Here is an 8,696-nt window from a genome sequence, read left to right as displayed (position 1 = left end):
TACGATACGTGAGTTTTCACTTTTTTTCTATACTTCAATGTAAATTTATTGAATTTTTATATGGTCAACCCCAAGTTATGGTGAAGAGCCAATTTATTGAATTTTTATATGGTCAACCCCAAGTTATGGTGAAGAGCCACATATTTACCAAAATCTTCAACTTTGAATTTATTACCTGTGTAACCTGTGATATTGAAGTCAACTGCTTCATCTTTCATTTTCACTGTAAATGTTTTGTCTGCCGTATTTGGTGAAACTGGTTTGATAATCAACTTACTTTCATCTGTTGTTTTTGTACCTCAACAATCAATTTGAACAATGGATACACAATATTAAATCAAAAAAATTATTATACGTACATCTAAACAACTGGGAACCCCTCGATTTGGTAGGGTGACAATAAGGTGTTATAGGAATTAGACAGATATAAAAATATATTTCACAAGCTATGTAAAATAACCAAGTGGGAATAATACGCTTGGTTATTTTTTATAGTCAAGTTAGAAAAATTTTACTCTACGACCCTAAAATAAAAGATACTTTTTATATTTCAATAAAATAATATTACTTTTTCTGAATTTTAGTCTTAAACATATCATCTACATGTCTTTAATTATAGTCGCTTTAGATATATCCGAAATATTTCCATAATCGTCCATTAACACCATGTAGATGTATTTATCTTCAATAAATACTTTTTCTGGTTGATTACTAGTACCAATCAAATTATCTGGCCATAATCTAATATCTAGTAATGAGTTTCCGGACATAACATCAGATCCTTTGACATCAAACGCTAAGTTATTTTCTGGATCAATACCCGCAATGATATGTTGCTTTGTTAAAATATTTGTTGATGATGTAATGTCATAGTCTGTATTTGACATTACATAATAATATTTTGGATTATGCACTTTAGAGTTTGCAGTGTATACTACTTGAATTCTATTGGATGTCGCAGGAAGGCTTGTATTTTTTGTAAGATTCCCTATTAAACCTGCACCAGAAATACCGAATCCAGGCATATTTTGATATTTAAACTCTCCTAGTGGTTTATCGAACGTTAATCCAGCAAAGTCTTTAACCACAATTGTTCCTTTGTTCATATCAATTGTAAAACTACTTAAGACATTTTGATTGAATTGAATTAACAGTCTACGCGGTTCCCATGTTTCAATATTTGTTGTGTCTTCCCATTCTATCTTACTAATCGTTGCCGTTGTACCCTCTAGTTTAGTATTTAATGCCGAAAGTAATTGGGCATCCGTAATATTTAATGCCTCTGAGAACGTCACTACAAATGTTTTATCCTCACTAAATGCCATAGAATCTGAAGTCAATGGGTTTTGAACAATTGTATCAAATTCTGTTTTCGATATTTTTTTAATCCAAGGTTGCGTGCCAACCGCTATTTTCGGTGGTGTGCCATCGGAATAGAAGTCTTGTTTCATCCAGCCAGTATTTGTTTCATCGTGATTGTCCCCTGCTGTATTGGCTTTATAAACAGTAAAGTTACCATACGTATCCTCAGCACCTAAATAAACAACATAGTCAGTATGTGGTGTTAAAGTAACTCCTGTCATATCTAAAGTTCCAGATGCACCTTTTCCACTTTTTGTAACCGAAGGACTTGCTTTAAGTTTGTCTTCTAATGTTTTTCTTTCTGCTGCCGTGTTAATCGTTAGATTTGCATCTGGATTATCTGTTCCGTCAGCATTTTTCTTTGGTACGAACCAATAATGAAGCTTTGTTGTCTCATCTGTACTGAAACTTACAGTAGCTTTTGTATCATCAGGACCTTTTGTAGTACCAGACTTTACTTCTAAATCCGTTATTAATGGTGCTTTTAAGTCCCCAAATATCTCTTTAGAAGTTATTTTTGAAAGATCGCCACCACGGTCCTTTAATACCATATAAACCGAATAGCTTATGAATGGATTTAATTTATCTTTGGAAATAGCAATAGGGAATTTCTTTGTGTCTTCCTCTAAATCAGCCGGACCATAGCCTATTTCAATATAAATATTTTTTCCACCTATTTGGAAATACCCTGATTTTAATGATGAGTCAGACGCAAATTCATTAACAAAATCACGTTCTGTAATTCCCTTGCCATCTAAATATTCCTTAAATGTCTTTGTTTCACCATTGTCTTCAATAGTATCAGGTAAGACCATGTAATAATACGTACCAGCCTTGTTTGGCTTGAATTCAACTTCCACTCGTCTAAAATTATCAGATTGGTCTGGTTTGCTAATTACATTTTTGATAAAAATCTCAGGATCAACAAATTTTTCATGAACATATTCTGCATAATTCCGTACATTATTTCCAGGTTCAATAGTATTGGTATTTTCGAATTCATTGTCTGCTAAGTCCTTAACACCAGGTAATACTGTTACACGTAATGTATCTCCATAGACGAAACCTGTTTCAGATGGAATTGTTAATAAAACCTTTTTATCGCCTTCTTTATATTCAACTGCAGAAGGTTTTATTTTATTTTGCCCTGTCGTATTAACAATAACTGTCCCTGATAAATCGTAGTTATTTATATCTCGAGCGCTTTCAGGGTCTAATGCTTCATTTAAATAAATGTAGAATTGATTTTCCTTTCCAGAAGCAGATTCAAGTTTCGTCTTTTCAACGTAAGGATTGATATTATCAAGTGCACCCGTTGGAAATTCCTTCACTACAGCAGGATCCACAGAGTAATTCCCCGAAACATCCTTCATCACTACATAAAGCTGGTACATTTCTTCAGCCTCTAAGCCTGTTAAAATAATATCAGGTACTATCAGATTACCCGCAACAACTTTACCCTGACCAGTTGATTTAGCAACAATGTCTGCTGTTGTTGGATCTGCGGCAGTTGTCTTTTTACGTACATAGTAGTAATAGTCTCCAGGCTCACTTGCTGTAAATGTAAATTCAGCACGTGTCCCTCCATGTAAAGGTGTTACCGTTAGTGATTTTACGACTGGTGGTGATGCGTCCTTCATCTGGAACGATTGCGATTTTAGATCCGAAACGTTTTTCGCTCCATCAACTACCATGACATAAACGACATATTCTTTTTTCTCACCTAAATTAGTGATTTTAAAAGTGTTTTTACCCTTTACTGCTGCACCTGTTCCACTTGCTACATTGTCAGTAGAAATACGATCTACCATTTCTCGTTTTGTTGGTGCATCGACGTCCTTTTCACGAACAATATAGTAGTAAGTCCCAACTTTATCTGAAGTGAATTCTACCTGAACATCACTACCATTTAAAACTGTTACACTCGTAATATCGATTGAAGGCTTCGTTTTATCAGCAGGATTTTGATTTTCGATATCGTCTTTATCGATCGGCTTGCCATCTGGATCAGTAATACTACCTACATTATCTTTATCCTCTAGGAAATCGTCGAAAATATTATTTGGTGATTCGCCCTTCGGTAGAATAACCTTGTCAATATATGTGTAGTCTCCAATGTCAATCGTGCCATATGAGTTATCAACATACAGTGTACCAATTCGACCATCTATATAAAGTTCTAAATCCGTATAGCTATTGTAGTTAATCCAATCGATATTGCCATCTCCGTAAATTGTTAGCTTCGTGTCTGTATTGAGATTTAGCGTGCCAATATCGCCTTGAATTTCAAATTCTCGGACACTACCGATAATGTCTACACGTGGTAGTTTAGTATTTGTTTCAATTTTTGTACCACTTTGAGATACGACTAGACGTGATACCGTGCTGTTATAAAATTCAATATGTTTTTCAACATTTTTCATGGTCACTTTTTCTTTAGACCAGTTTACAAATGGCTTATTTTTATCAGGATTTTTATCTGAATTCTGGTTTGTCCAATTTTGAAGATCCGTTGTTGGACTGTTATTGGACGATGAAGAGTTTTCACCATTTGAATTATCTGGATTTGACCAATTGATAAATGAAATATTGTTACTTGCGATACGACCAAGTGATATTGGTTGATTGTAAGAAACGTCTAGATGTAATGGCGGACGTACCGTTTCATTCACAAACATTGTACCTGTCAATTGAACATTGGAAAACTCAATATAGTTTCCATTGACAACAATTGTTGCGTCGAAGGAACCATAATTCCCGTCAAATTCAAGGAATCTTGAACTTGTTCCACTTGCATTTAATGTTAGCTTCGAGACGGAGTATATTCTTTTACCTGAGAAATCTCCCTCCACTAGTGCACCTTTCAATACAGGTGCATTATCCTCATTAAAAATATGCGATAAACTTTCTGGCACGGTGTATTTATCACCATTTATATAGACAATATCATCTTCAACGCCTGTAATTTTGAAAGATGTGGCATTGTTCTTCTTTTCTTGTGATTGCACAATAAAATATGCAAATTGTTCACGTGTTACCGCATTAAAAGGGGAGAAAGTGGGTGTTGTCCCTTCTGTAATGCCGAGATCTACTAATGTTTGAATATACATAGCGTTGCTTGATTGGCTGTTTACATCCTTGAAAATATTATTGTAATTAGCTGATACCTCTAAATTAAAGCCTAGCACTAAAATTTTTGCTAATTCACCACGAGTAATCACTTCATTTGGCATAAATGTTCCATTTGCATTCCCAGACATGATCCCTGCATTTTGCAGTGCAGCTACATATTTGTAGAATTCGTTACTCTTTGGTACATCTTTATAATAAGGATCTTGTACATTTTTTGTGTCCAATTTTAAAACCTTCACTAGCATTTTTGCCGCCTGACCGCGTGTTACATTTTCATTTGGTCGGAAGGTATTATCTGCAAATCCATTAATGACACCCTGAGAGTATAAATTTAATATCTCGTTATAGTGGCTTGAGTATTGGTCAATATCCGTAAATGGAGAAGTAGCCGCTGCTGCCTTTTGTGGTGGTGGCACTACAACAGCAATCCCACTAGTAGCAAAAACTGTTGCGATTAGTGCTTTGTTTACTTTTTGGATTTTAGTTTTATCCATCCTACTCTTCCTTTCACACTTATGTATTTTTGATGCGTACAACTATCATTTTCATCATACCCTTTATATCGACAGGTAAGTAGTGAACCTTCATAGATAATCTAAAATAATAAAGGAAGGAAACACCTTTTTTCCAACCCTTTCTCTTCCTATCTACAATCAACCATACTTCTCCAAGACAATACAAAAAAACCAAGGAGCATCGGTGCTCACTTGGTTTGACGATATATAGGCATACATCTAGTCGTACTTGTGATGTCATAAGGGAAAGGGGGATAACCTTACATCTTGTCAAGTCGATCGAGAGATGTGTCCCGAGTTTACGTATCATTTGAACAAGGTTGGAAGTCATAATGGCGAATGACTTAAAAATAGCTTGCCCAAATGATCGTTGCATTAATCATGTACCCCCAAAAGTAGAGATGTAAGCCTATTTATCATTATTTTTTTACTTGTTCCCCTGTCTCTGCTACTTTTACTTGATTCCTTCCGTTTTGCTTAGCATAATACAATGCCTCATCTGCCGCTTCGATTAATTTTTCCGTTGTATCTGCCATCTGTGGATATACTGCAACTCCTGCAGATAATGTAATGGGACGACCACAAGGGCTTATCGTATGGGCTAAAATCTCTCGCAGTTGCTCCGCTGTCTGTGCTGCATTCTCAGCTGTAGTCATTGGTAAAAGAATAACGAATTCCTCTCCACCGTAGCGACAACAAACATCGCCATCACGAGTGACTGCTTTCATATTGTGGGCCAAGAATTGTAATACTTTATCCCCAACAGCATGACCATACGTATCATTAACACTTTTAAAATGATCTAAATCTAGCAAAATGATCGCATGTGGTAGCTGGTTTTCTAACCATTCAGCTAACATTGCATCCATTGTGCGACGGTTTGTTAGACCTGTTAATGGATCGGTTGTGGACTGATCTTTAAAATAAGAAACTTGCCCCTGTAAAAATGTTAAACTTCGTATGAGAGCACTTTTCAAATAATGGGCTTCAAAATACCAACTCCGAACAGATTCTAAGCCTTTTACATTTTTGGATTCCAAGCTTTCTTCTGTTAATGAGGCTAATTGTTGTAAAGGATCTGCAATACGTGCTGCCGCCCAAAGTACAATAAAGATTGAAATTAGCATAAGTGGAATGGATTTTATCGCTATATCCTCCACTCGATCAAACGAAGGCGCTAATGCAACATCTAACGGTCTTTGAGCAACAACTCCCCAGTTTACCGAGGATATCGTACTATAACCGGCAAGCATTTCTACTCCTTTCGTGTTCACTACTTGCTGTGCTCCGCTTTTTCCCGCAACCAAAGCCTGGACAACTTTATTTTCAATAACGACATCATTCACGCGACTTGGGTCTTGATGGTAGATAACGCGTCCATCAGAATCCACTACATATACATAAGAGCCGTCGTGGCTATAATGTTCTCCTAATAAAGTATTAAATGCATTTTGTTCGTTTAAATAAATCGTTCCTGCTACCATTCCAAAGTATTCATTTGACTGCGAAAAAATAGGATAAGATATAAAAATAATAAGACGTCCCGTGATCCCCTTATAAGGTTTTGAGATAAGAGGTGTCTTTTTGGTCAATGCTTCTTTAGCGCTAACAGAGGTTAAAGTGTCTCCCTTTATTTCTATTGAAGGTGGCGATATAGATAATACTAAACCATCCGCATTCGTTATAACCACGGAGTTAAACATACTATTCTGCATTTTCAAACGATCCGTTTCCTGGTTTAATGCATTCTCATCATTCATCTTCGATCTTATTTTATCAGCACTGTACCCTAAAATTTGAAATGCTTCATTTAAATAACCCTCTGCAGTTGATGCTAGTTTTTGCGCATATACTCGATTCGTTTCAAGCGTATTTTCTTTAATCGATTCTACATTCATTCGGTAACCACCCCAAAGACTACCAATGCTTGTTAAGAAAAAAGCAGCCAGCGCAACTCCCATAATTAAATGCTTTAACTTTAACTGTTTTGATTTCATTCTTCTATCCCCTCCTATTTACCCGTTTTCTTATATTTAATTTTCTCTCGATTTTATAAGAGTATTTTCATGTCTTAATAGAAAAAATTCAGTCGAAATAACGTGGTTTTTAAGGATATATTATAACCAAAGTAATATTATAGGGAAAGCACCAAAATTTAATCTATCGTTTATTCAACAAAAATATAGTATCTTTATATCTATAAAGTCTCTCTATTTTTAGTATATTTTTATGATAAATAATATTTTTATAAAAGAGGGTTTAAATATGTTAGTACGAAAAGCTACTCCAATTATATTGGGTTTTAGTATGGCATTATGGGCAAATACTTTTATTAATCCATATAATACCACTCGTTTATATCAAAAAAATACACGTAAAAACTTATCACTATCCGGCTTTCAAAGTGAGTATCAAATGACATGGCATCGATTAAAAACAGACTACTTTCAATTTTTCCTTGTTGGAAGGCAAAATACTAATGAGGTCGGAGGGTACGAAACGCGTATTGGGCACACCTTTTTTGGCATTCGTATCGGTGCAAACCGGACAGTAGTTGAAAGAAAGTATGGACTTCCACTCACAGCTATTCACTATCAAAATACAAGCTATTTGCTTAATTATCTTGACTTTTCTGGTAGTGCTACACATGGGACCTATTTGATTGATCAATACTATGTCACTTTTTTCTATGATGTACACAAAAACAATATTGTTCGTTCCATTACGTGGATTGATGCTGCTACAGAATTGAGTAAAAGTAGCTACTATGGTAAGCCTTCCAATGAACTACGAGCAGGATTTGAGGATTTAATGATTGAGCTCATTAATCGTGAACGGGTTGTAGAAGGATTACAGATTTTCCGAACGGGAAAGCCCTCTCCTTCAGGTGTGGGATGAGAGTGAGGTCCGATACGGAGTGCCACTATTTTGTGGTGCTATAAGCATCAAAAAAAAATCCACTCTTTTTGTATGCATGTTGCAGTTTATAAATAAAGCTGATACGTTGTGTATATGAACGAATATATTTTGTCTCTACCGCAGGAAACGTATCGAGTGAAACCATCAAACGTTATGTGGCACAACAAAAAACAAGGGGGTGAATCATGTGTCGCAAACAATAACCGTTAAAGTCAAACTGCTTCCCACAAAAGAACAGGCTTCTATTTTACAGACTATGAGTCAATCGTATGTTTATACAATCAATACCCTTGTTTCTGAAATGGTTGCAGAAAAGAAAAGTACAAAAAAATCAAGCAAGGATATTTCTGCTGACCTGCCAAGTGCTGTTAAAAACCAAGCGATTAAAGACGCTAAAAGTGTGTTTAAGAAAGTGAAGAAAAATAAATACAAGGTAGTTCCTGTGTTAAAGAAGCCAGTGTGTATGTGGAATAACCAAAACTATTCTTTTGATCACACACACATTTCAATGCCTATCATGATGGATGGCAAGGCTACTAAAACACCTATTCGTGCTTTGTTGGCCGATAAAGATAACCGAAATTTTGATTTGTTAAAACACAAATTAGGTACTCTTCGTATCACGAAAAAAGCGAATAAATGGATGGCACAAATAGCTGTCACCATCCCTACTAGTGAAAAAACAGGAACAAAGATAATGGGTGTAGATTTGGGTTTGAAAGTCCCTGCTGTTGCAGTGACAGATGATGGGAGTACTCGTTTCTTTGG

The 8,696-nt window shown here is 35.6% G+C and carries 5 protein-coding genes and 1 pseudogene; 3 read left to right on the top strand and 3 right to left on the bottom strand.

Annotated elements, in window-relative coordinates; translation table 11 throughout:
* Nucleotides 1-104: 104 nt before the first annotated feature.
* From ACIQXF_RS22650 to ACIQXF_RS22640, 3 genes are all read right to left on the bottom strand, one after another.
* The gene (locus ACIQXF_RS22650; RefSeq protein ID WP_402788005.1) at nt 105-272 is read right to left on the bottom strand and encodes a hypothetical protein; all 168 of its coding nucleotides are present in this window, start codon (nt 270-272) and stop codon (nt 105-107) included.
* A gap of 327 nt (nt 273-599) precedes the next feature.
* A complete protein-coding gene (locus ACIQXF_RS22645) occupies nt 600-4,988 on the bottom strand; it encodes an S-layer homology domain-containing protein (protein WP_402788002.1) in 4,389 nt (1,462 codons plus the stop codon).
* 440 nt (nt 4,989-5,428) lie between these two features.
* Nucleotides 5,429-7,006: a sensor domain-containing diguanylate cyclase gene (locus ACIQXF_RS22640; RefSeq protein ID WP_402787999.1), complete on the bottom strand. Its 1,578-nt coding sequence runs from the start codon at nt 7,004-7,006 to the stop codon at nt 5,429-5,431.
* A gap of 268 nt (nt 7,007-7,274) precedes the next feature.
* Between ACIQXF_RS22640 and ACIQXF_RS22635 the strand changes: the two genes are divergently transcribed.
* From ACIQXF_RS22635 to ACIQXF_RS22625, 3 genes and pseudogenes are all read left to right on the top strand, one after another.
* A complete protein-coding gene (locus ACIQXF_RS22635; protein WP_402787996.1) occupies nt 7,275-7,907 on the top strand; it encodes a CAP-associated domain-containing protein in 633 nt (210 codons plus the stop codon).
* 110 nt (nt 7,908-8,017) lie between these two features.
* A pseudogene (locus tag ACIQXF_RS22630) lies at nt 8,018-8,110 on the top strand (IS200/IS605 family transposase); the annotation flags it as partial.
* Between the two features lie 5 nt (nt 8,111-8,115).
* Nucleotides 8,116-8,696, top strand: a 581-nt coding sequence (locus ACIQXF_RS22625; RefSeq protein ID WP_483869738.1) for a nuclease/transposase family protein, incomplete at its 3' end; no start/stop codon positions are given.

It is taken from the genome of Lysinibacillus sp. NPDC097231, assembly GCF_044761885.1.
GTDB lineage: Bacteria > Bacillota > Bacilli > Bacillales_A > Planococcaceae > Lysinibacillus.
The sequence above is the reverse complement of the archived record's forward strand: the minus strand, read 5'-3'. Positions and strand labels throughout refer to the sequence as shown.